This is a genomic window from Pelagibacterium halotolerans B2, from assembly GCF_000230555.1.
Lineage (GTDB): Bacteria > Pseudomonadota > Alphaproteobacteria > Rhizobiales > Devosiaceae > Pelagibacterium > Pelagibacterium halotolerans.
In genome coordinates this window covers 80,243-104,658 of record NC_016078.1, presented here as the reverse complement: position 1 = coordinate 104,658, position 24,416 = coordinate 80,243, and the positions used below count along the sequence as shown (strand labels likewise).

Annotated in this window: 24 protein-coding genes and 1 riboswitch; of the genes, 8 read left to right on the top strand and 16 right to left on the bottom strand. The window is 60.4% G+C overall.

The window, feature by feature from the left end:
- Window positions 1-310: 310 nt before the first annotated feature.
- A complete protein-coding gene (locus tag KKY_RS00515) occupies window positions 311-967 on the bottom strand; it encodes an alpha/beta hydrolase (protein ID WP_014129305.1) in 657 nt (218 codons plus the stop codon).
- A gap of 244 nt (window positions 968-1,211) precedes the next feature.
- Window positions 1,212-1,364 (bottom strand): hypothetical protein, encoded by a 153-nt coding sequence (locus KKY_RS20765; protein WP_244404037.1) that lies wholly within the window; start codon window positions 1,362-1,364, stop codon window positions 1,212-1,214.
- A 21-nt stretch (window positions 1,365-1,385) separates the two neighbouring features.
- Here KKY_RS20765 and KKY_RS00510 point away from each other — a divergent pair, with 21 nt between their 5' ends.
- Window positions 1,386-3,329: a heavy metal translocating P-type ATPase gene (locus KKY_RS00510; RefSeq protein ID WP_014129302.1), complete on the top strand. Its 1,944-nt coding sequence runs from the start codon at window positions 1,386-1,388 to the stop codon at window positions 3,327-3,329.
- A gap of 9 nt (window positions 3,330-3,338) precedes the next feature.
- Here the strand turns inward: KKY_RS00510 and KKY_RS00505 are convergent, their stop codons facing one another.
- From KKY_RS00505 to KKY_RS00475, 7 genes are all read right to left on the bottom strand, one after another.
- Window positions 3,339-3,728: a DUF6152 family protein gene (locus tag KKY_RS00505; protein WP_139305066.1), complete on the bottom strand. Its 390-nt coding sequence runs from the start codon at window positions 3,726-3,728 to the stop codon at window positions 3,339-3,341.
- A 76-nt stretch (window positions 3,729-3,804) separates the two neighbouring features.
- Window positions 3,805-4,353, bottom strand: a complete 549-nt coding sequence (locus tag KKY_RS19305) for a hypothetical protein (protein WP_014129300.1) — start codon at window positions 4,351-4,353, stop codon at window positions 3,805-3,807.
- Between the two features lie 12 nt (window positions 4,354-4,365).
- Window positions 4,366-4,944: a DUF6644 family protein gene (locus KKY_RS00495; RefSeq protein WP_014129299.1), complete on the bottom strand. Its 579-nt coding sequence runs from the start codon at window positions 4,942-4,944 to the stop codon at window positions 4,366-4,368.
- A gap of 12 nt (window positions 4,945-4,956) precedes the next feature.
- Window positions 4,957-5,472, bottom strand: a complete 516-nt coding sequence (locus tag KKY_RS00490) for a DUF6644 family protein (protein ID WP_014129298.1) — start codon at window positions 5,470-5,472, stop codon at window positions 4,957-4,959.
- 98 nt (window positions 5,473-5,570) lie between these two features.
- The gene (locus KKY_RS00485) at window positions 5,571-6,083 is read right to left on the bottom strand and encodes a DUF6152 family protein (protein WP_014129296.1); all 513 of its coding nucleotides are present in this window, start codon (window positions 6,081-6,083) and stop codon (window positions 5,571-5,573) included.
- A gap of 125 nt (window positions 6,084-6,208) precedes the next feature.
- Window positions 6,209-7,606, bottom strand: coding sequence for a hypothetical protein (locus KKY_RS00480; RefSeq protein WP_014129295.1), 1,398 nt, complete (start codon window positions 7,604-7,606; stop codon window positions 6,209-6,211).
- Between the two features lie 293 nt (window positions 7,607-7,899).
- Entirely contained in the window at window positions 7,900-8,769 is an 870-nt protein-coding gene (locus KKY_RS00475; protein WP_014129294.1) for an intradiol ring-cleavage dioxygenase, read from the bottom strand.
- Between the two features lie 347 nt (window positions 8,770-9,116).
- Here KKY_RS00475 and KKY_RS00470 point away from each other — a divergent pair, with 347 nt between their 5' ends.
- Window positions 9,117-9,638, top strand: a complete 522-nt coding sequence (locus KKY_RS00470; protein WP_014129293.1) for a hypothetical protein — start codon at window positions 9,117-9,119, stop codon at window positions 9,636-9,638.
- Between the two features lie 85 nt (window positions 9,639-9,723).
- Here the strand turns inward: KKY_RS00470 and KKY_RS00465 are convergent, their stop codons facing one another.
- The 7 genes from KKY_RS00465 to KKY_RS00435 form a co-directional block, all read right to left on the bottom strand.
- The gene (locus KKY_RS00465) at window positions 9,724-10,512 is read right to left on the bottom strand and encodes a DUF4198 domain-containing protein (protein ID WP_041528494.1); all 789 of its coding nucleotides are present in this window, start codon (window positions 10,510-10,512) and stop codon (window positions 9,724-9,726) included.
- A gap of 128 nt (window positions 10,513-10,640) precedes the next feature.
- Window positions 10,641-11,153: a DUF6152 family protein gene (locus KKY_RS00460; RefSeq protein ID WP_014129291.1), complete on the bottom strand. Its 513-nt coding sequence runs from the start codon at window positions 11,151-11,153 to the stop codon at window positions 10,641-10,643.
- A gap of 63 nt (window positions 11,154-11,216) precedes the next feature.
- Window positions 11,217-12,410 carry a CaiB/BaiF CoA transferase family protein gene (locus KKY_RS00455; protein ID WP_014129290.1) on the bottom strand — a complete coding sequence of 398 codons (1,194 nt, stop codon included), beginning with the start codon at window positions 12,408-12,410 and terminating at the stop codon, window positions 11,217-11,219.
- 5 nt (window positions 12,411-12,415) lie between these two features.
- The gene (locus KKY_RS00450; RefSeq protein ID WP_014129289.1) at window positions 12,416-13,219 is read right to left on the bottom strand and encodes a citryl-CoA lyase; all 804 of its coding nucleotides are present in this window, start codon (window positions 13,217-13,219) and stop codon (window positions 12,416-12,418) included.
- Window positions 13,220-13,688: 469 nt separating this feature from the next.
- Entirely contained in the window at window positions 13,689-15,005 is a 1,317-nt protein-coding gene (locus KKY_RS00445; protein WP_014129288.1) for an ABC transporter substrate-binding protein, read from the bottom strand.
- Window positions 15,006-15,167: 162 nt separating this feature from the next.
- The gene (locus tag KKY_RS00440) at window positions 15,168-16,199 is read right to left on the bottom strand and encodes a VOC family protein (RefSeq protein WP_014129287.1); all 1,032 of its coding nucleotides are present in this window, start codon (window positions 16,197-16,199) and stop codon (window positions 15,168-15,170) included.
- Between the two features lie 58 nt (window positions 16,200-16,257).
- On the bottom strand, window positions 16,258-16,941 hold the full coding sequence (locus tag KKY_RS00435) for an alpha/beta hydrolase (RefSeq protein ID WP_014129286.1): 684 nt from the start codon (window positions 16,939-16,941) through the stop codon (window positions 16,258-16,260).
- Between the two features lie 99 nt (window positions 16,942-17,040).
- Between KKY_RS00435 and KKY_RS00430 the strand changes: the two genes are divergently transcribed.
- From KKY_RS00430 to KKY_RS00405, 6 genes are all read left to right on the top strand, one after another.
- Window positions 17,041-17,868 (top strand): IclR family transcriptional regulator, encoded by an 828-nt coding sequence (locus tag KKY_RS00430; RefSeq protein WP_014129285.1) that lies wholly within the window; start codon window positions 17,041-17,043, stop codon window positions 17,866-17,868.
- Between the two features lie 131 nt (window positions 17,869-17,999).
- Window positions 18,000-18,599 (top strand): NAD(P)H:quinone oxidoreductase, encoded by a 600-nt coding sequence (gene wrbA, locus KKY_RS00425; protein ID WP_014129284.1) that lies wholly within the window; start codon window positions 18,000-18,002, stop codon window positions 18,597-18,599.
- 120 nt (window positions 18,600-18,719) lie between these two features.
- The gene (locus tag KKY_RS00420; protein WP_083823872.1) at window positions 18,720-20,051 is read left to right on the top strand and encodes a hypothetical protein; all 1,332 of its coding nucleotides are present in this window, start codon (window positions 18,720-18,722) and stop codon (window positions 20,049-20,051) included.
- Between the two features lie 108 nt (window positions 20,052-20,159).
- Window positions 20,160-21,044: a helix-turn-helix domain-containing protein gene (locus KKY_RS19300; RefSeq protein ID WP_014129282.1), complete on the top strand. Its 885-nt coding sequence runs from the start codon at window positions 20,160-20,162 to the stop codon at window positions 21,042-21,044.
- A gap of 120 nt (window positions 21,045-21,164) precedes the next feature.
- Window positions 21,165-22,571, top strand: coding sequence for an alpha/beta hydrolase domain-containing protein (locus KKY_RS00410; protein ID WP_014129281.1), 1,407 nt, complete (start codon window positions 21,165-21,167; stop codon window positions 22,569-22,571).
- Window positions 22,572-22,811: 240 nt separating this feature from the next.
- A complete protein-coding gene (locus KKY_RS00405) occupies window positions 22,812-23,867 on the top strand; it encodes an alpha/beta fold hydrolase (RefSeq protein ID WP_014129280.1) in 1,056 nt (351 codons plus the stop codon).
- A 97-nt stretch (window positions 23,868-23,964) separates the two neighbouring features.
- Window positions 23,965-24,168, top strand: a riboswitch (cobalamin riboswitch).
- Window positions 24,169-24,416 lie beyond the last annotated feature (248 nt).

The following is a 24,416-nucleotide window of genomic DNA, read 5'->3' as shown; positions in this document are numbered from 1 at the left end:
AGTCCTCCTGACCCTGCCGGCGCGTTCACGCCGGCAAAGCGATATTCTGCCCTTTCCCGGATGGACCGGGATCGCACGCGCCTGCCGAATTCTGACCAGCGGCACCTCCTCGTGCCGGGCCATACAAATTCCCATAACGAAACGATGGGCGTCCTGCACGTTATCATCACCTGTCGGCACCTCCTATCCCCGCTTCAGGAATGCAGCCGCCAGTCGCTCCAACAGAGCTTTGGCCGTTATGGTATTGTTTTTGCTCTATAAGTTCAGCGCCCGAAGGGATATGATCCGAACATCATCGAGCAAAATCGCATCATCGCGGCTGCACAAAACGCTCATTTGCGGAGACCGATCTCACCCTCTCGATCATGTTGCGAACGGATGCGATTTCGACGTCCAGCACGCCATGTTCGCGCTCCTCGAAAATCTCGATTTCGGGCTTGGCCCCACTCTGGCGCAACCAGTCGTAGGTCTCGCGTACGCGCTCGGGCGGGACAAAGGGATCGTTCTCGGCGGTAGTAATGAATGCGGGCATTCCCGAAAGCACCGGCCGCAGCGGCCAGACGGTTCCGGCCGGGCCGATCAGCCCGCCCGTCCACAGGATGGCCGCGGCGTAGCGGCGCGGATGACGGGCAAGAAATTCCGAGGTGAGACACGCGCCCTGGGAAAATCCACCGACGACAATTCGTTCGGCGGGTGTTCCTTCGGCGATGAGATCGGCCACAACCGATTCATAGTGGGCGATTGCTGCAGACAGGGCGGGTTCGTTTTCCGCGATCGGCGCCATGAATGGGCCGGGATACCAGGTATTTCCCGTGGCTTGCGGAAAAAGGAAGGTGACATTGTCCAGCGCCAATCGTTCGGCGTGTACCTTCATGTCCTGTGGCGATTGGGTGCGTCCGTGCACCAGCACAATTTTCAGGTCATCTCCATTCCCAAGCCTGAGGCTCTCGACGGGATTGTCATGCATGCCTGCTTCTCCTCGTTGCACAGAATTGGCGTTGCGTGACACATCGGAATTCCCCCGAATAGCATGATCGGTTCGTGCAGTTTTGCCGGGATGATCGTGCAGGCAATCGGCGCAGGGGCGGCTAGAATGGTCACGGCGCATCCAACACCCGCACGCCAACCCGGCGCCTGCACAACTTTGCTGCACTTCTGCACGTTTCGCGCAAAGTTCTGCCGCCGCGGTGGAAAAGTGGAAGCGCCTGATTTTATGGAGAGGATGATTTATCATGACCGACCACGCGCCCGCGGCGCCGCATAGCCACCATCACGGCCACGATCATCATCACGATCACCACCACAATCACCATGACCATGACCATGACCATGACCATGACCACGAGCATGGTCATGGACACCATCACGACCACGAGTTTTCACCTATGGTGATCGCGCGGATCGTGGTTGCGGGACTGTGCGCGGCGGCTGTTCAATTTCGGTTGCCAGATGCCAATCCGCCGCTGCTGATGATCGGATCGAACATATTCCTCCCCTTCTCCTGGTATGCACTGGTGGGGCTATTGTTCGGTGGCTGGCCGCTGTTCGTGGAGGCATGGGAATCCATCAGGCGGCGGCAGATGACCATGGAACTCTCCATGGTCATCGCCATTCTGGCCGCGACCTACACGGGCTATTTCTTTGTGGCTCTGGTCATCACCTTCTTCGTGCTGATCGCAGAAGTCCTCGAAGGCATGACGGTCGAGCGCGGGCGGCGGGCCATCCAGAACCTGCTAGAGTTGCTGCCCCGAGAAGTTTCGGTCCGGCGGGCCGGCTCGGTCAATACCATCTCGACCGCAGACCTAAAGATTGGAGATACCGTTCTGGTCGAGCCCGGCGCACTGGTCGCCATCGACGGTACCGTGACGGGAGGCAATTCCTTTGTGGATGAGACCCGCATCACCGGAGAATCCATGCCGGTCGAGAAAGTCGCGGGGGCCCGCGTTTATGCCGGATCGATCAATCAGTCGGGGGCCATCGAGATTAGCGCCGAGCGCATCGGACGCGACACGAGCTACGGCCGGATCATTGCCGCCATCGAGGAGGCCGAACGTTCACGCGCGCCGGTTCAACGTTATGCGGACAAGCTTGCCGCCTATATCGTCTATGTCGCGCTGATCTTTGCTGTGATCGAGTACTTCATTTCAGGCGGCAATATCTCGTCCACGATTGCAGTGATCATCGTGGCCGGTGCCTGTGGTGTAGCAGCAGGCACCCCGCTTGCCATCCTTGGCGCCATCGGCCGCTCAGCGCGGCTGGGCGCGATCATCAAGGGCGGAACCCATCTGGAAACCTTGAGCCAGGTCGACACCATCGTGCTCGACAAGACCGGCACACTGACCTTCGGGGAGCCCGATGTGGTCTCGATTGCCACGGCTCCGGGCGTAGGCGAAACCGAAATTCTGGCGGCGGCCGCGACAGCGGAAATCCGCTCCGAGCATCCGCTGGGAAAGGCCATCGTGGCGCGGGCCCGCGAGATCGGAACGAGCATCGTCGAACCCAGTTCATTCAGCTATTCCCCCGGGATGGGCATTTCCGCCACCGGTCCCCGGGGGGATATCGTGGTCGGCAATGCAGGCTGGATGAAACGCAACGGCATATCGCTCGCCGAACTCGGACCGCGCGAGGAGGCGACAACGTGGGTGCATGTGGCCGAGGACGGGAAACTGCTCGGGGCGATTGGCATCGCTGATCGGGAGCGGCCCGAGGCGCGTCGCGCTATCGACGCCTTCAAAAAAATGGGCATCCGCACCATCTTGCTGACGGGCGACAGCGCGCCGGTCGCACGGGCCATGGGTGCCAAACTCGGCATCGATGACGTGCGGCCCGAACTTCTGCCGGAAAACAAGCTCGATCACATCCGCGAACTGGTTGGCGGCAAGAGCAAGGTCGCGATGGTCGGAGATGGCATCAACGATACCCTGGCGCTGGCGGCCGCCGATGTGGGCGTTGCCATGGGCTCGGGCACAGAAGTGGCCCGTGAGCGTTCCGACATCGTGTTGCTGGGCAACGATCTCGAGCGCTTCGCTCAAACGGTCATGATCGCCCGGCGGGCGCGGGGCATCATCCTGTTCAACTTTGCCGGCACCATCATCATCGATATTCTGGGGATCATGGCGGTGATGCTCGGCTTTGTCGGGCCCGTGGCAGCTGTGCTGATCCATGTGGGATCCGAGCTTGCCTTTATCCTCAATTCGGCCCGGCTGCTCTCGTTCAGCCAGAAAGACAACTCGTTCGATTTCGATCTGGCCCATATGCCCGCGAGTGGCCCCAAGCTGGTGATGGGAAATCGCAACGAGCACACCGCCGAGCGCGCAAACGCCGCCTGAAACAACGCGCTATTGCGGGCCGGGCGGGTCCAAACCCTCGGCCCGGCCAAAGGCCCGGCCCTGGCTATCGATCGAGCCTTGCCAGAGCCCGGCGGGCCGATTGCCGCGCATCGGATGGACGAGCACGGTGATCCGGTCGCCAGGCGTCACGTAATCCTGGCGAATGCCCTGCGGGAAAAGTTGCGGCACCCCTTCCATCTCAATTGCCCAATCCTGTGCGGTCTCCTCATCGCCGGTGATGGTGAGTTGCAGCCAGGAATGGGGAATGGTGTAGTCAAAGCTCTTGACCTCTCCCACCAGGATCATCTCCTGATCCATCAGGTACATGGCATAGGAGGGATGACCGAATGCGTGCGGCGCGCCGAGCAAAAGCGCTGTGGAAAGAACAAATCGGATCACGCGGGCTCGAGCGGTCATGGACGCACGGCCATGGGTGCGCGGGTCGGCGTTGATCCATTTCGACCCTTCAGGGCCATCAGCGTGACTGGCCGATAATGCCCGGCTCAAGTTCATAGGTTCCGGCAAGCGTCAGTTCGATTTCGATAGGCGTATCGAAGGAATCGTTGACGAAATACCACCCATGAATGCCCTCGAGCGGCGCACGAACGAAACCGTGGGACTCGGTGCCTTTTTCGTCGCGATAGAGCATGGCATCGCCATAAGTTCCATCGTCATAAAGCGGATGACCGTGCATTTCGTAGTAGATTTCGTCCGAAGCCGTCCAGGAGTAGAGCAGCACGTCCCCCTCTTCCATGCTGACCTTATATTCCATTTGACCGTAATTTTCGATGAGCCCGTTCACCGTTATGGTCACCGTATCGGTGCGCCAGGGTGTATCCAGATTGATTGCAACCTCCTCTCCGGCCCGCCCTAGAGCGTATGGAGCGAAATCGGTTTCAACCGGCCCGCCCTCTTGGACGTCCTGGGAAAAAACGGGGAGAACGGCGAGGCTAATGAACCCCGCCGCAACCATCGCCAGCCCCCAGGACAGGGGCCGGCGCACCTGAATGGTTTTTCGTCTCATCGTTCCTCCGTTTCAGCCGACCGCCGTTTGCACCAGTGATATCGCCCCGAAAAGGTTGTCCAAATCAAGATCGCCTGCAGGTGGCGCCGAGAAATTAAAGCCCTTGGTGTACCCGATCCAGCGTCCCAGGATAATGACAAGGACCCAAAGCGTGATCGATGCGAACCCGGCGAAACGCGCGGACGGTGGCGTCCGGCGTTCACCATCCCAAATGGCCATGTTTCGCGCGGTGACAAGTTCGAACACCACCATATTCAACCCGGCAAACGCCAGAGCGACCATTTTAAGCTGGAACTGAAGATTGACGTAGAAGGTGGTTGCGTTGGCCGCAAACATCAAAAGTCCGGTAACGGCCGCAAGGGCAAAGCCGACCCAAGTCCATTTGAGCAGATCGTTGGCCACGCGGCTGACCGGCCGCGTGACCGATTGCAGCCCGATCAACCGCATGTCGACCATGAAAATCGTCCCGAAAACCAGCGCGATACCCAGCACGTGGAAAACATTGACGATTGGCAGCACGTTGAGCGTCTCGCGGACAAAGGCGCCGATAGCCGAGTTCTCGATCGCCGCAAAAAAACTATAGTAATCCATTGTCTCAGTCCCTTAAGGCTGCGGCGAGAGACTGCCCCAGATGTCGGCATCCCAGGCTATCAGGCGGCCCATGGCGATGATTCCCACCCAGATGAAAAACGAGAGAACCGCAAAGATCTTGGTGGCGGGCTGAACCGTTTCGGTCTCGCCCCAGCTCGCCTGGTTGTTGCGAACGTGGATCTGGAAGGCGGCGGCGATTATCATTCCGACAACCAGAAGGCTCATCTTTACCCAGAACGAAAAGCTCAGAAGTTCGCGCGCCGGCTCGCCGATGATCAGAAGCAGGCCGGTTGCTGCCAGAACCGCGATGCATCCCCACACCCAGGGGGCGTAACGCCGTGTCACAACGACGAGCGACTGGTCTTTCGATGCAAGCCCCAGGATTCGCAGGTCCACGATAAGCAGCGCGCCGATCAATACGGCGAAGGTGACGATGTGCACCGACTGGATGGCCGGGATCATCCAGAGGCTGGAGGCGATGGTCTGGCTGAACGCGGTGCCTGCCAGCCACGAGGCAAATTCATGCATGGCTGTGTGTCCTCAATATCTTCATGCCGACTTTATCGAGCGGTCGGCCAATCGCGATCCGCCGCCGCGATAGACGCAGCAGCGGATCGGGGCGGCGCCTATTCGGGAACGTATTCCTCTTGGAGCTCGCCCTCGTGAGGAATTTCGCCATCGCCGTGCACGGTCGAACCTTCAACATCCCAGCAGTGTTCTCCGGCGTCCGGCGGAGTATTGGCCGGGCATTTGTAAAGCGCGGATTCGCCGCGATCACCGCCCGGCTGACCGTTCCGCAGCGGGTGCAGCCCGATCGAAAAGATCGTACCCGGAGCAAAGCCGTTGACCGAAATGCCGTCCTGGGCCGCCTGGGCCGCACCGTTCATCTCAACCGCCCAGATCTGGGGCTCGTCATTATCGTCCCGGATCACCGCCCGCCGCGCGTCGTCGAGCGGGGCGAAAAAGATCTGCAGGTGGTTGGCATCGGGGTTGATCCGCGTCACCACGCCGGTGAACACCTTGACCTGACTGCCGTCGAACATGGCAAACGAATGGTGCGCGAGACTGGGCACCGCGCTTGCAGCCAGGATGCACCCACAAGCGATCCCGCCAAACAAGGCTTTCTTGATACTCATCATTTTCCTCTCTCCTTTGAGGCCGCCCTCCGCCCTGAAGTGGGCGGACAAGCATATCCCCCGGGCCGATCGAAGTGCACGCGATGCACCGGGACGTTCGCCGCCCCGGTGCCTTTCGCTGATTTTGCCTAGAAGCCGAACAGGGCCTCACCTTCGGGACGCTGCATGTCCTGCTCGAAATACTCTTCCTGGATCGTTGCCCACGGACGGCCGAAACGATCGGGGATGGTGTATTCGATGGTCTGGCCGGGTGAGACCGGCTGCGCGCGCCCGTCGATCGGGAAGATCGTCTGGTTGCACTCGATGAAGATGTAGGGGTCGACCACATCGAACTGATCGAGCTGCTGATACCACTGGATCTGGCGCACCGGGACAGTCAGGGCAGCGGGATCATAAAAGATCGCCTCGTGATGCAGGCCCGAGAAATTCTCGGTCTCCATCGGCGTGAAGATTTCGATGATCTGGAGCTGGTCGGAATGCTCGAACGCGTTGTGGGTCACCCAACCCTGGATATTGGAGGTCCAGGTAATCAGCGCGTCGCCGTCCCAGAAGCCGACGGATTCACCATACCAGCGCGGCACGTCCTGGCCGAGGCGCGGCACGGTCCCCTCCATATTGAACTCGCGGCCGATATTGTACTGGAGCAGGAAGTTGTCGGCGGTGCCCATGAGCCACTGCACGAGATTTTCGGTAACCATGAGCTGATGCGGCTGCTGCACGGAATATTGGTGCCAACGGCGCATCATGCCCTCGGGCCAGCAATACTGGCTCGGCCACTGGGCGGCATTGGTGTTGCCCTGGTGATAGGCCTCCTGAACCACGCGGGTCTGATATTCTTCGGTCAGAACGGACAACATGGTCGGGATCTGGGTGATCCGGCCCCACCACCAGTTTTCGTAGCCCCATTCCTGGTTCGGACCCAAGCCGCCCAGGCGCTGGTAGCGTCCGCTCCAGTTGGGGGGCGGATTTTCGTAGGTATATTCGGTCGGACCACCATTGGCTTCGGCTTCGGCCATCAGCGCCTCGTACTGCGCCTGCGCGGTTTCGAACGGGTACGGGCTGATAATGCCTTCGCGCGGGTAGCCGCGATCGCAAAAGCCCCACGAGGTGGTCAGCGGCGGGTTGTCACCATTGGCCGTGTTGCCGCCATAGGCGCCCCACATGGATTCGTTGGCAAGCGGCGAGTTGCAGCGGAAATAGCGCGGATCATCCCAAAGCTCGGCGTCGATATAGAAATCGTCGGAGGTGTAAAGATCGCGCTCGAGCGGTTCGATCCCCTCGGGGGATTCGCCGTCGCTCGCGGCGACATTGTCGCCCGAGGCACCGACCTGCTGATATTCGCGTGCGTCGACATAGGCCCATCCGCGGGCTTCGCTGTCGGTCTCATAGGGGTCGTAAAAAGTGAGATCGGGGTTGGCCTCTATCATCTCGGCCTCGCTGGCCCATTGGGCCATGGCCGGGCTCGCGGCTATTGTCAGCACCATCGCCGATGCAACAGTCGCAAAACCAATTCTGGAAATTGTCATCTGATCCTCCCTCAAATCAACCGGAACCGGCGGTTCCATCCGACGCACGGCTCCGGGTGCACGCTCACAGGCGTCGATGGCGATGATGGCCAAGCGGGCGTTGGCTGACCTGCATGTTAGTGATCCGAGTTCTGCACAAAACATGCGTTGGGTTAGGGGCGAGCGAAAAGCGCCCCCATAGGGGGGCACAAAGCGCCATATACTTAAGTATTATAAGGTCTTGGGCCGGGCCTGCTTTCGGTTGGATCACTCCCCACGGTCGGGACATCGGCTTCCGAAATGGGGGCCATTCCTCAGCGTACCGGCTTGAGGCCGAAATTGTGGTTGAGCCGTTTCCACCCGTTTCCGGCCGGCTTGTTGGCCGCGGCCGGCGGTGTTCCCGCACCGTCTTCAAGCGTGACGACAAGCGACTGTTTGACGCCGAACACCGCGTCGCTGTCGAGATAGGGGTCGTCCTCGATAAACAGATGCGTCACGAGCGTTTCATAGCCATCATTGCCGATCATGAAATGGATATGCGCTGGACGGTAGGGATGGCGGTTTGTCGCCTTGAGCATAGCGCCGACCGGCCCGTCCGCCGGTATGGGATAGAATTTGGGCACGATGGTCCAGAAGCTGATCCTGCCGCTTTGATCGGTAATGAAACGGGCGCGCAAATTGGGGTCGTCGCCCGGCTTTTGCACGTCATAAAAGCCGTCCTCGTCGGACTGCCATACATCGGCATGCGCGCCGACCAGCGGCGTGCCATCGGGTGCGGTGATGGTCGCCGTCACATAGAGCGGCGTACCATGTTCGCCGCCGGAAATATCGGCGTCGGCCGGTTTGAGCGGCGGGTTGTCGACGTAAAACGGGCCCAGAACCGTTGTCTCCGTCGTCCCTTCAGGCATGCGATGGTTGATGGCATCGACGAGCATGGAAATCCCCAGCGTGTCGGAAAGCAGGATGAACTCCTGGCGCTTGTCATCGGTGATATGGCCGGTGCGTGTCAGAAAGCCGATCGCCTCCAGCCATTCGTCCTGGCTCAGCTCCACCTCGCGCACGAAGGCGTGGGCGTGACGGACCAGAGCCTGCATAATCTGCCTCAGACGCAGATCAGGAGTGTCGGAAAACCGCTCAACCACCGCGTCGGTAATTGAATGCTCATTGAAATCGCGCGTGGACATGGTTTCTCCTCGTGGTCTTTGCGCACAAGGATAGGATCACCAATGCGGCCGGTGCCTGCATGAACCGCTCGCAATCTGCAAAATCCTGTCGGCGGATGGCATTTCCCTTATTGGCATCGTCCCCCGGTCGAAAGGGAACGCATGCCTTGAGCCGCGATAGTCGGGTGCCGATTATGTAAAGAACGTGCCGGCTTTGTGCAGGCGAAATCGTCTGGGTTCATGTTCACTACGAAAGCGATCAGCACCGCAAAGGACACGACCGTCCCTCGCGACAGGTCCTGATGTCCAAGTGCTCGCGGTGCAAGCTTGCGATTGGCTGAAACCGTCCCATCTGGAAGGATCGAGAAATGACAATGACATCGAAGCTCTTTGGCACCACTCTGGCCGCAACAATCCTTTTTGCCACAGCCCCCGCTTTTGCCCAGGATGCGCTTGCGGTTTCTTTCGCGGATTCGGAATGGAACGGCGAAACCATTCCCGAGGGGCAGCACTGCAGCCTGCAGGGTGGCTCCGGTGCGACACCCGCGCTGAACGTTGCCGGTGTTCCCGAAGGCACAACCGAAATTCACGTCGCCTATTCGGACGAAACCTATCAGCCCATGAACAATGGTGGCCACGGCACCATTGGGTTCAACGTAACCCCGGCCGACGGCATGGTGTCACTCCCCAGCGTTCCCGGCGAAACCGATGATATGTCCGAGCCCGCCTTTATCGCGGCTCCCAACGCCACCTCGGGTGATTTCCTCGCCGAGGGCTACATGCCCCCATGCTCGGGCGGCAATGGCAACACCTATTCCGCTCAGGTGACCGCGCTCGACGACGCAGGCACGGTTCTGGCAAGCGGGGACATCACGCTGGGCACCTACTGAGACGTGTCGCCAAAAGGCGCCGGGGCTCGATGCCCTGGCGTTCTTTTTAAGGCCATTGGCATGCGACGACAGCGAGGCGGTAGCCCTAGAGTTCGACCGCCTGAACCCAGAGAATGGCATCCTGGGACATGTAGGTTCCGTCCTCGTGCCGGTATTCCGGCCCTGCCCCAAGCGCACCGAACCCCCAGAACCCCGGGCGCGGCAGACCGACCGTGAAAACACCGTTCTCATCTGTTGTCGCCACCAGCATTCCGCCTTGCGGCGCCTGTGCCGTGGGCGCTGCCGCGGCATTGGCGCCCATGTCCGGCTCGGTGGACAGATAGACGATCTCGATCTCATAATCGGGAAGCGGCCTGCCATCACTTAACAACCTGCCGGTGAAAGTCGAACCCGCCATGACGTTGTAGGGCTTGGTCATGGGAACGATCTCGGCGGGGAGGCCAACGGGTTGGCTCCAGTCGCTGGGCAGACCGCCGGAATTAACGATCGTCTTGGTGAACTGCTGGACATATAAGTCCGAAGACTCATCGAAATAAAGATCGCCCACCACCACCGTCACATAGTCACCAGCCCGCGTAACGGGCAGGGTCAGATCATAGGCGAGCGCTGAATTTTCCGGCCCTTCGAAAGAGACTTCTTCAAACGTTTCAAGAAGATCGATCCTTTGGCCGCGATTGATGGCAAAGGCCTCGAGCGGCAATGGCATATCCACATTCGGACCGCCGATAAAAGGATGCCAGAATATGGCCTTGAGCGGCAACTCCATGGCTCCTGAAACCGTCAGATCAGGCGTATAGAGAGTCTGGAAATGGGCATGTGCGGGCCCAGAAAGCCCGGCCAAGAGGACGACAACGAGTGATGCAATTGCTTTCATGGAGGACCTTTTCTTGTGCGTGCCCTCCAAATTCTGGAGTTTGACGCCAGTTGTCCTGCACGATTGCGACAACATCAAGCAAATCCGCCGCGGCGAAACCAGCGGCGGCGGATCAGATATCCTGGCGCCTATTCGGGGACGTATTCCTCTTGGAGTTCGCCCTCGTGAGGAATTTCGCCATCGCCGTGCGCGGTCGAACCTTCAACATCCCAGCAGTGTTCTCCGGCGTCCGGCGGAGTATTGGCCGGGCATTTGTAGAGCGCGGATTCGCCGCGATCACCGCCCGGCTGACCGTTCCGCAGCGGGTGCAGCCCGATCGAAAAGATCGTACCCGGAGCAAAGCCGTTGACCGAAATGCCGTCCTGGGCGGCCTGGGCCGCACCGTTCATCTCAACCGCCCAGATCTGGGGCTCGCCATTGTCGTCCCGGATCACCGCCCGCCGCGCGTCGTCGAGCGGGGCGAAAAAGATCTGCAGGTGGTTGGCATCGGGGTTGATCCGCGTCACCACGCCGGTGAACACCTTGACCTGACTGCCGTCGAACATGGCAAACGAATGGTGCGCGAGACTGGGCACCGCGCTTGCAGCCAGGATGCACCCACAAGCGATCCCGCCAAACAAGGCTTTCTTGATACTCATCATTTTCCTCTCTCCTTTGAGGCCCGTCTCCTCCTCGGTCAGTCCGGGCCGTTTGCTCACCGCGAGCTATTGTGCCGCCTCGGTCCGTCCGCGCTTGCGGCCATCGGGACCCGGCCAACCTTTCCCACTGGCCAGGCTCTGGCGAATTGCATCGCCGTCGGCGTCGAGCCGGGGGGCGGGACGAACGTCAAGAAACGGCTTGCCATCGACGGTAACCGCGGGGCGTACGGCCCGGTCTGCCGCGTCGTCACCCGTTTTCTCCATAGGGACGATGAGATCGAGATGGTTGACCTGCGGGTCACCCACCACCTCCTCAACCTCGTTGACCGCGGCGAAGGGGACGTCGAACTTCTCCATGATCGCAGCCCATTCGGCACGGTCGCGCTGGCGGGTTATGGCAGTGAGCTCTTCCCCGAGCGCCTCGTAATTATCGATGCGGGCGAGCCGTGTGGCAAAACGGGGATCTTGCCGCAAATGCGGCGCGTCGAACGCGTCGATGAGTTGGTCCCAGAATTTTTCGGGACTTGAAAGATGGATCGCCACCAACTTGTCGTCACGGGTCTTGAGGATATGGGCCTGCGCCAGTCTCGGTCGATCCATCCCCACCGGGGCGGTGCCCAGCGCAAACAGTGCGGTAAAAGGCTCGATTGCGAAATGGGTCATGGCTTCGAGCATCGAGACTTCGACAAGACGCCCCTTTCCATCCATTCCCCGGCTCACAAGCGCGCCAAGAGCACCATAGGCGGCATAAATGCCGGTGATGGAGTCGGCGAGCGCCGGCCCGAGAAAGCGCGGGTGCTCACGATCGGTGACGATGCCAAGAAATCCGCTCAATGCCTGAGCAACGGAATCGTAGCTTGGGCGATCCCGATAGGGGCCGTCCTTGCCGAAGCCCGAAATCGAGCAATAGATCAGCTTTGGGTTGATCTTGGATAGCCGCTCAAAGCCGGCACCCATGCGCTCGGCGGCACCGGGGCGGAAATTCTGAATGAAGACATCGGCCTCCGCGACCAGTTCGTCGAAGATTTTCTTGTCCGCTTCGGATTTGAGATTCAGCGCGATCGAACGCTTGTTGCGGTTATAGGCCTGGAAGTGAGGCGAGTAATTGCCTTCCTGATAGGTGCGATACGGGTCCCCGCTATCGGGCGACTCCACCTTGATGACATCGGCGCCAAGATCGGCCAGCATCATACCTGCACAAGGGCCGGTGATGAACGTGCCCTGTTCGAGAACCTTTATGTTTTTCAACGGCATATCCATGGCGCTCACTCCCCCGTCCGTTCAACGAAGCCTTCGGGGACTTCGCCGGAATAGGAAATGACGTCGGACCCGGCCTCGGTCAGGGCAAAACCAATGGGATTGTTGCGTTCTTCGAGGATGTGGGCAATCAGGCTGGCCGTGCGCGCCAGAATCGGAACCCCCTTCATGCCGAGCAGCGGATAGCCGGCGTCCAGAAGCAGCGAAGGGATGGCACCTGACACATTGAGCACCAGCGCCCGGCCGGTGATTTCAGGAATGACCTTTTCGGCGAGCAGCGCGGTTTCAAAGTGCTGCCCAAAAATGCCGAGTTCACGCGCAACCTCGATCAGCCGTCCGGTCCGGGGATCGTGTGCCTTGTGATAGGGATGGCCGTAGCCGGGAATCGCCTTCTTCTGGCTGCGCAGATCCGAAACCACCTTTTCAATGGCGGAGCGTCGGTCGCCACCCGCATCGATACATTGCTGCAAGAACGCGCCTGCCGCCTCGGCGGCGCCCAAAATCACCGATCCACAACCCAAAAGGCCGGCGGCCACAGCGCCCTGCAAGGCTTCAGGCGCGGCCGCATAGGTTACGCGCGCAGCCTGAACCGATGGCACGAGCCCGTGCTCGGCAATCGCTACCAGCGCAGCGTCGAGCGCTCTTGTCTGCGCCTCGGAGGGCATGGTGCCGGTTACCAGCAGCCAGGTGTGCTGGGTAAACGAAATCTTGCCGATCAGATCTTCGCACAAATCCATGCCGCGAATGACGATCTGATCCGGTGTTGCCGTTGAAATGCTTGTTTGTCGTGTCGAGTTTGGACCGATCTTCATACTGGACCTAATGCCTTTTAGTGTGGCGAAGAATGGAAGACTAAGATCACCGCAAGCAGCGCCCGCATGATCGAAGATCAACCCGTTCGGTCCCTCTCCTGGCATGACGACTGCAATGGCTGGTGCCAAAAGATGCAAACTGCCGCGTTAACGGCCACTTGCCTCCATCCCTCAACTATTTCGTTCAGCGAATTTTTTTTCGCATATCGCATTCTGTTGAGTCCGCGCCGTGATGTCAAGGACACGAGACCGTTGCCACTGCTCAATTTTTCGAACGCTGATGCTATGACAGAACAAGAACCGGTTGCGGCAACCACCCACAGCGCTTTGGGCCGGAATAGATGGAAGGCAGGACGCCCACCGGACCTTACCGGCCCGGCAAATAAAATGCCGCCGCGCTCGCTCATTGATTGCATGAGCGTACGCGACGGCAGGGAAAACGCCCGGCGGGAGGCCGGGCAGCCTTTTGCTAGGCGATGGCTTCCATCTCGCCGGCCACTTCGATTTCCGGCGCAGTCTGATTGTCGACAATCACGAGATCGTAGCCCTCATCGGCGAGGCGCCACTGGCCGCCGACCAGTTGAGTGGTCGACACATTGGCACTCGCAAAGCCGGGCACGTTGTCACGACCAAAGGCAACCTGACCGACAATGGTCTCGAGGTTGGTTGCGGCGATGGCGTCCGTGTTCGCGTCGAGATCCTTGGGATCGGCACTGCGGCTCAGAACGTCGAGGGCGACCTCGAACAGAGCGTGAGTGAACCCGATTGGCTGGGTCCACTGCCGACCGGTTTCCTCGGTGAAGGCCTGGGCCAGTTCGGCAGCACTCATGCTGTTCATCGACGAGGTGTAGGGATGGCTCGGCGACCACCACACTTCTGTCGACAGGTTATGCCCCTGATCACCCAGGGCTTCGACGGCAGAGGGGAACAGAATGCAACGGCCCATCGTGCAGACCGGCGGGCGATAGCCCTGCTGGAGCGACTGGGTCCAGTAAGTCGTGAAATCGGGCGGGATCATCAGTCCGGTCACGATATCGCAATCGTTCTGCTGGAACTGGGCGATCTGGGCCGAGAAATCGTCCGACAGATTGGCATAACGGCCCGGATCGGTCACGTTATAGCCCAGGTTGGCGAGGAATGGCGGGAAGCCGGTATTGGGATCGGAGAAGGCGTTGCCATCGGGATCGTTCGGCCAGAGGCCGCCGACATTCTGGTTGAGCCCATCGAGCTGGGCCCACATATTGGTATAGGTCGTGAACCAATCGGCCGAGCCGGGGAAGAAGTGATAGGTGTAAAAGAACCCTTCGGGGTTCGCAGGGTTTGCCTGGCGACCCATGAACCATGCGTCCCACGGCGCCATGGTCGAGATGCAGGGCATCTGCTCGAGCTCGCACACGGTGGAAACCGGGTTGGTCGTGTCCGGCGTCGAAGCGGTCAGCATCAGGTCGACGCCCTCGGAAACGATCAGTTCCTGGGCGACTTCGCCGGCGCGATTGGGGTTGGACTGGCTGTCGCGAACCACGACTTCCACATTATAGGTGGTGCCCCCGACCGCGAGGCCACCCGACACGGCATCCAGGAACATCTGGATCATCATCTGGTCGGCTTCAGCAAAGCCGGCAAGACCACCCGATTGCGGCGTCACATAGCCGATCCGGATGGTAGGCGCCTGCGCCCGGATAGCAGGCGCGAACAGGCTGGTCGCGGCGATCGCGGTACCGGCTCCGGCTGCACCCTTGAGGAACCGGCGGCGATTTATGCCGCGCGGCAAAATGAGCTTGTTCATGATTGTCTCCCTTGTACCCGCCCCTTCCGGCGAGCCCTCCCATCTAATAACTGCATTAAACCGTCGTGTTCCTGCACAAACCGATCGGGTCTATGCCGGCCATGCCCGGAATGTGTTCCCCAACCGGAGACGCCCCGCCACCGAGGTGGCGAGGCATGAGTGTTAGCCGGCCACCTTCTCCTTGCCGGTCTTTGATTTATCGCCAGCGGCAGCCGGTTCGCTCTTGAGACTGCCGTCCGGACGGCGGGGATTGGTGATTGGGGTCAACTCACGCTCGAGCCGTGCGCGGAGCGGTTCGACCCTCTTTGATAGCGCCAGGCGCTCGCCGAGCTCGCTCGCGCTCTGGTCCACCAGGAAGCCCGGACCCGCGCTGCACAATTCAATAATACCGCCCGGCGTCTGGGTGTAGCAGCTATCGAACACATGGTGGTCATAGACGGGCGTCGTCGGGATGGGACCGGAATGCGAATAATCGCGCCAGCCCGAAAGATCCTCGTCGGCATCCAGCGCCAGGTGATGCCATAGGCCCACACCGATCTCCTGGAACGAGCCTTCGGGCGCGGGCGCCGTGTACCAGCGCGCGCTCTTGGTGTCGCCGTTGAGCTCATAGCGCTGCATGGCGTCGTTGCGCACGAAGCCCATGTGTTCGGCATAGGGCTGAAGCTCGTCGAGGGTGGTGTAGGACCGAATGCCCTCGATGCCGGTGACCCGGTAAGCCTCAGGAATGTCCTGCGCCGGGAAAGCCAGCGGCTTGTCCTTGGCGTCGGTCGCCATAAGTTCAACCGTATGACCCTCGAAATCCTGGAAAACCAGGCGGCGCGGCTGCGTGGGATCGAGTCGCATCAGCTCCGAATAGATCTGTTCGTTGGTGAGGCGATCCATCCAATAGTCGAGGGCCTCGTGGCTGCGCACGCGCAGGATGGCCGCCGCATGGTTGCCCTTGCCCGGATTGGCCTTGGGTGCATCGTTGAATTCGAGGAAGGTAACAACGCTGCCCCGGGTGCCGTCCGCATCGCTGTAATAGGTGTGATAGCGGAAGGTCGTTTCAAAATTGAGGGTCTTCTTGATGAAGCGCAGACCCATTATGCGGCTCCAGAAATCCACATTGGCCTGCACGTCGGCCGTGATCCCGGTGATGTGGTGATTGCCGTCCAGACCTTTGGCCGGCTTGTTGGTATTGGGACGCTGAGACACTCTAAATCCTCCTTGTCTGGTCCTTGATGCTGCGCGGGCCCCGCGGGCTCGGGCAGAGTTATGTTCCGGGTCCAACGCCTTGAACGAGTTGGCCCAGAAGCGCGATTTCCTGACTGCGGACCGAATGGTCGCCGTCGGGAAATATCTGAAATCGAACATCGGCCCCCAGGGCCTCGAGCAGCGCACCGGTTGCCCTGAGGTCGTCCTCGGGCAGCCAGGGGTCGGCATCGCCGCCCGAGAGCAGGATCGGCAATCCCGCGAGGCCGGAACCCGACTGGCGCGGATGGGCGACGTCGAGGGCGCTACCTGTGAAAATCGCGGCGGCTGCCGGCCGTCGGGCTCCGCTCAGAAGATATTCGGCCACCATGCATCCGCCCTGCGAAAAGCCTGCAAGGACAATTTTCGAGGTGGGGATGCCCTTATCGCCGGCCAGTGCAAATGCCGCCTCGATCTGCGCGAGCCCAGCATTCACCTGATCGGCATTTTGGGCGCGCGGTGCGTCATAGCGGCCATCGTACCAGCTCTTGCTGTTCGCGTAGGGTGCCAGGATACGCGTGACGCGGGAGATGGCCTGGGAAACGAAGCTGATCGGCAATTCATCGCTTGTCCGATCCCTGCCATGAACGGTGACAAGCACACGATCGCAATCGTGCCATGGCGCACCATACTCGGCCAGGCCATAGCCCGGGCCGGCAGGCATCGGTGCGGGCATAGACCCCCTTGCGCTGTCGGTGCTGTCCATTGATAGATTCTCCTCCCGGTTATGGTCGCTTTTGCAGTTGACTTTTTTCGCTCAGCGAAGTCATATCCGTACAGCGAATAATTATGGAAAGGAAGCACCATGTCAAGTGTCCTGGATGGCAAGGTTATCGATGAGAAAGAATTCAACTCCGCCATCGCCAGAGGCTTTGCCGTTCTGGAGTGCTTTGACAGCCAGAATGTCGAGATGACGCTATCCCAGGTCGCCGCGCGCACCGGGCTGTCGCCGGCGACGGCAAGGCGATGCCTCTATACGCTGTCGATCCTGGGATATGTGCGGCAGCATGGCCGCAAGTTCACGCTGGGCGCGCGGGTCTTAACGCTGAGTTCGTCCTATATGCGCTCAAGCCAGATCGATGAATTTCTGCTCCCCGAATTGCGCCAGCTTGTCGATGTGTTCGGCGATGCCTCGTCGGTGGCGATCCTTGACGAGAACATGGTGCTCTATCTCGCCCACACCTCGCGCCAAAGCGCCGTCCGGCCCATCGCAGCAATCGGCGCGCGCTACCCTGCGCATGCCACCTCGCTGGGGAAGGTGTTGTTGGCCCATGCCGATTCGACCACCCAGAATCGGTTTCTTGCAACGGCGCCTTTCAAGGCGATGACCGACCGTACAGTTACCGATCAGGCAGAGATGCTCCAGGTTCTCAAGGAGGCCAAACGCCTTGGCTACGCGCTGGGGATCGATGAACTCGATTATGGCATCGCCTCGATCGCCGTTCCGGTGTTCGACAGCGAGGGCCGGGCGGTGGCGGCAATCAACACGTCGGGATACAGCGGACGGCTATCGGCGGAGGCCCTGATCGAAGAGCGCCTGTCCCTGCTGCTTCAGGCATCGCGCAACATCACCGCAAAGCTGTCTCAATACCCGGTTCTGGTCAAAACCGCCCTCACCCCGGCCGGACACTAGCAGCGGCCGGGCTCTATCGAGAGTAATGAAGCCCTCAGCCCCCGGCGCGAATTTCACTGTGGTCTTGACTTATCCAGCCGAACTGCCGAGTCTTCGCATTGCGAATTATTTTTCGCCTAGCGGAGGATTTCATGGCAAAAATATTGGTACTTTATTATTCGAGCTTCGGTCACATGGAGACGATGGCGCAGGCCGCGGCCAGCGGCGCGCGCGAAACTGGCGCGGACGTGACCCTGAAACGCGTGCCCGAACTCGTTCCTGAAGAGGTGGCCCGAAAGGCCTATTACAAGCTCGAGCAGGATGCGCCGTTCGCCAGTCCTGCCGAATTGGCCGACTATGACGGATTCATCTTCGGCATCTCGACCCGGTTCGGCATGATGGCCTCGCAGATGAAGAACTTCCTCGATCAGACGGGACCGCTGTGGGCCCAGGGCGCGCTTGTCAACAAGGTGGCGACGGTCATGTCCTCGACGGCTGCCCAGCACGGAGGGCAGGAACAGGCCATCTTGAGCACCCAGGCTGCGTTGCAGCATCACGGCATCATTATCGTGCCACTCGGCTATGCCTATCAGGACCAGATGGGTGTGGACATGATCCGGGGCGGCTCGCCCTACGGCATGACAACGGTTACGCTTTCGGATGGATCGCGCATGCCCAGCGACCAAGAACTCGACGGCGCCGCCTGGCAGGGGCGCCATCTGGCCCGCATCGCCAAACGCCTCCACGGCTGAATCCACCCTTCTTTCCCGCCCTTTCCTCTCGGCTTGACAAGGCCGGCGGGTTCGCCAACAATATTCGCTGTACGGATATTTTTTCGTACAGCGAATATTTCGCTTTGGGAGGAGACCAATATGACTTTGAGATTGCCAGGTCATCTGGCTGTCACGTCCTTGGCCGTTATCAGCCTGGCGCTGGTTCAACCGGCCATTGCGCAGGACGAACATGAGAGTGTCGGCTTCGGCTGGCCAATGGCCGATCAGGAGGGCCACCAGGCTGTCGGCGCGGGAAGTGGCGGTGCTTTTGGAGGAGAAGCCATCGCCGCCCAAAATGGCGAGGTCCCCGATGGGATCGATCAGCTCGAGCGCGACATTTTCACGTCCGACGACTTCTACCAGGACGCCGATTTGTGGTCTGACCCGCGCTATTTCCGCTGCAACAGTCCGATGGGACTCGAAAGCCAGTGGGGAGCCTACGGCAACGCGATCATCGGCGACAATCCACCGGCATCGGGTGCATGGGGCTTCTGTGAGGCAGACTACCCGCGAGAGGAAATCGTCAGCCCCTATCCGTTCGCGACCGCCCAGGAACACTATGAAGCTCTTCTGGCCGAGGCCGAGGATGACGGGGCAACCCTCAAGCGTGCCATGGCCGATCTGCCTGACTGGAATGGGGTCTATACGGACTCGAGCGAAAACTGGTTCTGGGGCCGGATCATTCAGGCGACAACTATCGTTTCGCTGCTTACCCCCGAATACCAGAAGCGTTTCGTTCAGGAAGCGTACCATCATGCAAACACCAACGCTGCCATGTGGCCCAGCCAGTATTGCTGGCCGGAGGGCTTCCTGCGCCGTTGGCACGAGCATTCGGTCCGCGACCATCAGGTGCTCATGAACGAGGATATCATCCAGATTCTCACCGGCGTCGCCGACAACTTCCTCACCCAGATTCACATCGATGAAGAATTCACCATCGAAGAAGGCAGCGTGCCGCGTCTCGGCGAGGCCGTGCCGCGCTGGTATGGGGAGACCATCGGGTTCTGGAACGGCGACAATCTGATCACCTGGACATCCAACATTCAGGGCTGGATGACCCATGGTGGCTTCGAGCATTCCAACCTGATGCAGACGGTTGAAGTCTATTCACCTGAAACCGACGACCAGGGCAATCTGATCGGCTTGCGGCATGAAGCGATCATTTATGACCCCGAAGCGCTTGTCGAACCGATCCGCATGGTGCGTGTGCTCGAGCGCCTCGGCGAATTCGATGAACGCGATCCCTATATCTTCGTCGAGTGCAACCCGACAATCTATCCCGTGGACGGTCGCGCCCAACCGGTCTCGCCCGGTCAGGTGATCGACTATCTCGTCCCCGACTGGTTCGGGCGTCCCTGGGCCCAGATGTGGGAACGCTTCCACGAGGAGGGCATGGAACGGCCCGAAAACGAGGCCCTCTTCGGCTTCTGATGCCTGAAGGCGGACCCGGAAACCGGGTCCGCCACCGGCGCGGGTTCTCGCCTTTCGCGGCTTTCCGATGCCCGCCGGGCCGCACTCCGGATGCAATGGAGACGATAGATGCAGATGCATATTGCGCGGTTGGAACAAGCCCGCACGTCGCTCACAGGTTCGCCGCCAATTTCCAGCGATCGCCGCAGCATGGGCGTCGAGATGCGCCGCGAAGGACCCTTTTCCGCTTCCTTCGGCGCGACTTCGGACCTTCTCATTATTCGCCATGTGGGCGGGGAGATGGCGGCCGATGTCTATTATTCCGACAGGGTATATACACGCACGCTTGCACAGGGTGGCGTGCTGGTCGTGCCTCCCAATAGCGCATTCAGGCTGCGGGTTGGAGAAACCGGCATAAATCTCTATGCGGCGCTTGCCCTGTCGCGGGGAATCGCGGGGACGCGTTCGCCCGAGCGACGGGCCGACCTGAGCCGCCCGCTGATGCTGACCTCTGATGAGGTACTCGACGGCCTGCTGGACATGGCAAAGGATCTGTTCGACCTTCCCATGGGCGCCGGCTCGGGTATGCTCGACAATCTGGCGAGCACCATCCTGAGCCATCTGGCCAGCATCCAGTCCGAGCGGAGTGACGATCGTCACCATGTACCCCCGAACCCTCACAGGATCTCCAGCGCGACAGTCACGCGCGCCTTGGAATACATGATCGGCAATCTCGACCGCTCGATCACCCTGAGCGACGTCGGCAGGCATGTCAGGTGCAGCGCCTCACACCTTGGGAGGCTGTTCAAGACGCATTTGAAAGCATCGCCCCACCGCTACCTGCTGGGCTTGCGCGTCGAAAGAGCGCAATTGCTGCTGGCGGCAACGCGACTGCCCATCGCCCATGTGGCGCTCGAATGCGGATTTGCGAGCCAGGAACATCTCACCCGTCACTTCCGCCGCCTCAGTGGTACGACCCCCGCCGCCTACCGGCGCGCGCAGGGCGAAACGTAGTCCTTCAGTCGCTTGACAGCATGCGTCGTTGGTTCATACTCTTTTTTCGCTAAACGGATAAATTTTCGCAAAGCGAAAAATTATATTTCCACTTGGCTTTGTTTCTTTGGGAGGAAGATCATGACCAAACTCGTTTCCGCCAACGCGGGCCGGCCCCTCGGTCACGCTGCGTTCAAGTCCTTAGCCATGGGCGGCATTGCCGCTCTCGTTCTGGCGATTGCCGCGCCGGCCGCGTTCGCCCAATCGGTTCCGGCCCTGCCCGAGGTAGAGGGCCCTATCGGGTCGAGCGCTGACGACATGCAGCACCCCAGCCGCCGCGGTCCGACGCTGGGCCAGGACACACCTCAGGCATGGCCGGCTTATGGCGAACCGGAGTTTCACAACTACATCGAAGACGAGTTCTTCATCTCCGGCGAGGCCAATGGTGCCCCTTATACGACGCGTATCGTGGTCCGCCGCCCCGCCGACATCGATGATTTCTCGGGCTATGCATCCATCGAAACGCTGCATCCGGCCCAATCGGCCCAGATGTGGATGGCCACCCGCGTCGGGGGCATGATGAACGGGCATGCCTATATCGAAGTGGTCAACACGCCCGGCCTGATCGGCAGCCTGCAAGCCTATAACGGGGAGCGCTACGCCGGTCTCTCTATTGAAGGGGCCGTCACCGAGGAGGGTCAGACCGATCCCGCCCAGAACGAAATCATCGCGCAGGTCGCCTATCTCATGCAGACCGCGAACCCGCTCGGAGACGAGTGGAATGTCGAGCACATGGTGATCAGCGGCGCTTCGGCGACCTCGCGCACCGCCATGAACTTCATGGAACAGGAAAACGGCAACGCGGCCTACCAGATGGACGACGGTTCGAGCCTGATCGACGCCATGTATGTCTGGGATACCAATGGCCCCTCCCAGGATGTGCTCGATAGCGTCTATGACGTGCCGGTCATCATCCTCGCCACCCAGACAGAGTGGGATGACGGCACGCGAACCTTCCCTGCCGATTCAGAGGATTACCGCCTCTACCAGGTCGCCGGCATGCCGCATCTGGAATCGCGCGAGATGTATGAGGCAGGCTGGAACGAATGCACCCTGCCCATCGATAACTTCATGTTCAACGCCATGGTCTTTATGGGCCTGGACTACATGCATGGCTGGCTCGAAGAGGGCCAGGAGCCGCCCATGGCCGAGCGGATCGAATTCGAAGGCGATGCGGAAAACGCCGCCATTGTTCTCGACGAACACGGCAACGCCGCCGGTGGCATGCGCAGCCCGCAGGTCGAGGTCCCCTGGGAAACCTTCTCGACCCCCAATGAGGGCAATTTCGTCTGCGGCCTGATGGGTACAGCCACCCCATTGCCCGACGATCAACTCGCCCAGATGTATCCCACTCCCGCCGAGTACGCGGCGCAACTGGTTGCCCAGACAAGCCGGCTGATCGATGAGGGGTGGTTCCCGCCCGAATACATTTTCGAGATCAGCGCCGAAATCGAGCGCTTCGCCTCGCGTGGCAATACCAACGACTGATCTTCCCGAGCCGTTCAAGGCTGCAACTGTGCCGCGCCCTCACGGGTGCGGCTTTTTTAGGTAAAGGGTTCCCCATCAGCTCCGACCAGCAACATTGTGCAGGAGGATGGGCGGATCATGCAGGCAATAAGTTCTCCACTGCGATTGGATTTGCCCGCGACTTCGGACTTTCCCGCCTTTTCCGGTCATCCGACGCGGCGAGGGAGCGAGTTGGATCGCCTATCTGTGGAGGAGAAACATATGACCCGCAAATTCACGGCCGTCCTGGCCAGCGCCTTGATGGCGACCACCGCCGCTGGCGCCTTCGCCCAGGACAGCGCCGCGACCGGTGGCGAAGCCGGCCCCATCCATCTGCGTGACATGGGCAATTTCTATGTCGGCGCCGAATATTCAGAGCCCGACGCCGAAGGCAATGTGTTCGTGAAGAACCAGATGCATGTCGAATATTACCTGCCTGAAGAGCCCCAGCACGACCTGCCGCTTATTCTGGTTCATGGCGGTGGCGGTCAGGCTTCCGACTGGTATTACACCCCGGACGGCCGTGACGGCTGGCGCGACTATTTCCTCAATGCCGGCTTCGATCTCTACATCGTCGATCGTCCCGGCTATGGCCGCTCGCCGGCTTCCCCCGACTATGGCGACGGCAGCTTGACGAGCGTGCCGAGCGCCCTGATCGCGCGCCTTGCTGCCGCCAGCAACTGGCCCGAAGGTGAAGTTACCGCCGAAAGCGAGAGCATTCTCAACTGGGTCGTCGCCTCGTCCACCACGCCATATGCAGGCAATGAAGTGGCGGCCAACGATATTGCAGAACTGCTCGAGCGGGTCGGCCCTGCCGTTCTGGTCCTGCATTCGGCCGGTGGGGTCAGCGGCTTCTGGGCTGCCGACATGCAGCCGGACAATGTCGCGGGCATCATTGCGTTCGAAGCCAGCGGATCGAACATGCTCAGCATTGCCGAGGGGCTGACTTTCGACCCCGCGCTTCCTGAAGGCTTCGAACCCGTCCAGAACGCAGACGGTTGTGACGTGCAGCCTGACGATGCGGTGAGCACGCTCACCAACTTCGCCGACATCCCGGTGGTTCTCATAGGCGCACCGGAAAGCTTCCTTGCCGCGGGCCAGCCCTGCCAATTGGCCGCTATGCAGCAGGCCGGTATCGATGCGTCACTGGTCAGCTTCGGCGATCTGGGCGCTCCGGGCACCGGTCACTTCGCCATGGCCGAGACCAACAATGCGGATTCGGCCCAGGTGATGATCGACCTTGCTGCCGAACTGGTCGACGGCGCATCGGCCCGGTAATCTGCCGCCAAGTTGACGAAATGCGCCGGGGTTTTGCTCCGGCGCATTTCGTTTGTGCGGAGCGGATCACCCATCTTGTGTCACCGCATTGGTTATGCGAGAAACGGAACGCTTCGGTTCCGCCATATGCGCGGATTAAAAGGGAACACGGTGCGGATTACCCATCAGGGGCCAACGCCGTGGCTGCCCTCGCAACTGTAAGCGGCGAGCGTTTCGCAATGATGCCACTGGAGATGTCCGGGAAGGCCGCGAACGCGCCAGAGCCGTGAGCCAGGAGACCTGCCCAGGCACCATACCATGAAGCCGGACGAGGTGTTCCGGCAGGGGCAGAAAATGAGCATTCCGCAGCCTTATGCGTCTAATTGCGTTCATGCGCCCGTCTTGAAAAGGCCGGGTCCATGCGGGCGCCATACCCAACATTCCATTTGAACCGCGCTGACGAGGCGACCGGTAAAAACTTGCATGGAATTTGCAAGTTTTTGGCCCGTGACGCGGTGAACGTGCAGGCTTTCGGTATTTCGGCATGCAATCGTCTGAGCGCCAAATCGG

What these genes read in the sequence shown, in the direction of transcription:
- KKY_RS00515 (WP_014129305.1), bottom strand. Translation starts at nt 967, where the DNA reads ATGCATGACAATCCCGTCGAGAGCCTCAGGCTTGGGAATGGAGATGAC.
- KKY_RS20765 (WP_244404037.1), bottom strand. Translation starts at nt 1,364, where the DNA reads ATGGTGTCCATGACCATGCTCGTGGTCATGGTCATGGTCATGGTCATG.
- KKY_RS00510 (WP_014129302.1), top strand. Translation starts at nt 1,386, where the DNA reads ATGGTGATCGCGCGGATCGTGGTTGCGGGACTGTGCGCGGCGGCTGTT.
- KKY_RS19305 (WP_014129300.1), bottom strand. Translation starts at nt 4,353, where the DNA reads ATGAGACGAAAAACCATTCAGGTGCGCCGGCCCCTGTCCTGGGGGCTG.
- KKY_RS00495 (WP_014129299.1), bottom strand. Translation starts at nt 4,944, where the DNA reads ATGGATTACTATAGTTTTTTTGCGGCGATCGAGAACTCGGCTATCGGC.
- KKY_RS00490 (WP_014129298.1), bottom strand. Translation starts at nt 5,472, where the DNA reads ATGCATGAATTTGCCTCGTGGCTGGCAGGCACCGCGTTCAGCCAGACC.
- KKY_RS00485 (WP_014129296.1), bottom strand. Translation starts at nt 6,083, where the DNA reads ATGATGAGTATCAAGAAAGCCTTGTTTGGCGGGATCGCTTGTGGGTGC.
- KKY_RS00480 (WP_014129295.1), bottom strand. Translation starts at nt 7,606, where the DNA reads ATGACAATTTCCAGAATTGGTTTTGCGACTGTTGCATCGGCGATGGTG.
- KKY_RS00475 (WP_014129294.1), bottom strand. Translation starts at nt 8,769, where the DNA reads ATGTCCACGCGCGATTTCAATGAGCATTCAATTACCGACGCGGTGGTT.
- KKY_RS00470 (WP_014129293.1), top strand. Translation starts at nt 9,117, where the DNA reads ATGACAATGACATCGAAGCTCTTTGGCACCACTCTGGCCGCAACAATC.
- KKY_RS00465 (WP_041528494.1), bottom strand. Translation starts at nt 10,512, where the DNA reads ATGAAAGCAATTGCATCACTCGTTGTCGTCCTCTTGGCCGGGCTTTCT.
- KKY_RS00460 (WP_014129291.1), bottom strand. Translation starts at nt 11,153, where the DNA reads ATGATGAGTATCAAGAAAGCCTTGTTTGGCGGGATCGCTTGTGGGTGC.
- KKY_RS00455 (WP_014129290.1), bottom strand. Translation starts at nt 12,410, where the DNA reads ATGGATATGCCGTTGAAAAACATAAAGGTTCTCGAACAGGGCACGTTC.
- KKY_RS00450 (WP_014129289.1), bottom strand. Translation starts at nt 13,219, where the DNA reads ATGAAGATCGGTCCAAACTCGACACGACAAACAAGCATTTCAACGGCA.
- KKY_RS00445 (WP_014129288.1), bottom strand. Translation starts at nt 15,005, where the DNA reads ATGAACAAGCTCATTTTGCCGCGCGGCATAAATCGCCGCCGGTTCCTC.
- KKY_RS00435 (WP_014129286.1), bottom strand. Translation starts at nt 16,941, where the DNA reads ATGGACAGCACCGACAGCGCAAGGGGGTCTATGCCCGCACCGATGCCT.
- KKY_RS00430 (WP_014129285.1), top strand. Translation starts at nt 17,041, where the DNA reads ATGTCAAGTGTCCTGGATGGCAAGGTTATCGATGAGAAAGAATTCAAC.
- wrbA (WP_014129284.1), top strand. Translation starts at nt 18,000, where the DNA reads ATGGCAAAAATATTGGTACTTTATTATTCGAGCTTCGGTCACATGGAG.
- KKY_RS00420 (WP_083823872.1), top strand. Translation starts at nt 18,720, where the DNA reads ATGACTTTGAGATTGCCAGGTCATCTGGCTGTCACGTCCTTGGCCGTT.
- KKY_RS19300 (WP_014129282.1), top strand. Translation starts at nt 20,160, where the DNA reads ATGCAGATGCATATTGCGCGGTTGGAACAAGCCCGCACGTCGCTCACA.
- KKY_RS00410 (WP_014129281.1), top strand. Translation starts at nt 21,165, where the DNA reads ATGACCAAACTCGTTTCCGCCAACGCGGGCCGGCCCCTCGGTCACGCT.
- KKY_RS00405 (WP_014129280.1), top strand. Translation starts at nt 22,812, where the DNA reads ATGACCCGCAAATTCACGGCCGTCCTGGCCAGCGCCTTGATGGCGACC.